The sequence below is a fragment of the Protofrankia sp. CiP3 genome (genome assembly GCF_917627345.1).
In the GTDB taxonomy this organism is placed as follows: domain Bacteria; phylum Actinomycetota; class Actinomycetes; order Frankiales; family Frankiaceae; genus Protofrankia.
Genome location: NZ_CAKJTM010000037.1, coordinates 1 through 587 on the forward strand (window position 1 = coordinate 1; position 587 = coordinate 587).

General features: G+C 67.1%; 1 protein-coding gene. It reads left to right on the forward strand.

The genetic code is table 11. The annotated features are described in order from the left end of the window. On the forward strand, positions 1-551 hold a 551-nt coding region (locus tag MJ797_RS14265), incomplete at its 5' end, for an ABC transporter substrate-binding protein (RefSeq protein ID WP_239334961.1). Positions 552-587 lie beyond the last annotated feature (36 nt).

Here is a 587-nt window from a genome sequence, read left to right on the forward strand (position 1 = left end):
TCAACGCGGCCGGCGGAGTCAACGGCCGGACGCTGTCCTACACCTGGCGAGACGATGCCTCCGATCCCGCCACGAACCTCGCCAGCGCCCGTGCCCTGATCAACGACGATGGGGTCTTCGGGATCATCGAGACCACCGGGGCCGCGACCGGGTCCGCGCCGTTCCTGCACGACCAGGGCATCCCGGTGACCGGCCCGGCCCTGGAACCGGCATGGACCGTCGACGACAACATGTTCACCTACCTCAGCTTCATCGGCCCAGGATCGATTACCACCTGGGGTGACTACACTGTTTCTCAAGGTGGTCGGACCGCGTTCATCCTGCGGACCGCGTTCTCCGAGACCATGCGCGCCATCGCGGAGAAAGTGAGCGCGAGCCTGCGCGCCGCCGGTGTCCGGGTCGCCGCGTCCATAGAGGTGAGCCCATCGGTTGATGTGGATCGCCTCGGCGCCCAGATCAGGCCAGCGGTGCCGACAGCCTGGTTGCGCTGGCTTCCCCGGATACCCTTGACCAGGCCGTCATCGCTGCCCGCAACGCGGGCGTACCGCTGAAGGTCGCCATGTCGTTCTCACCCGGCTACGACCAGA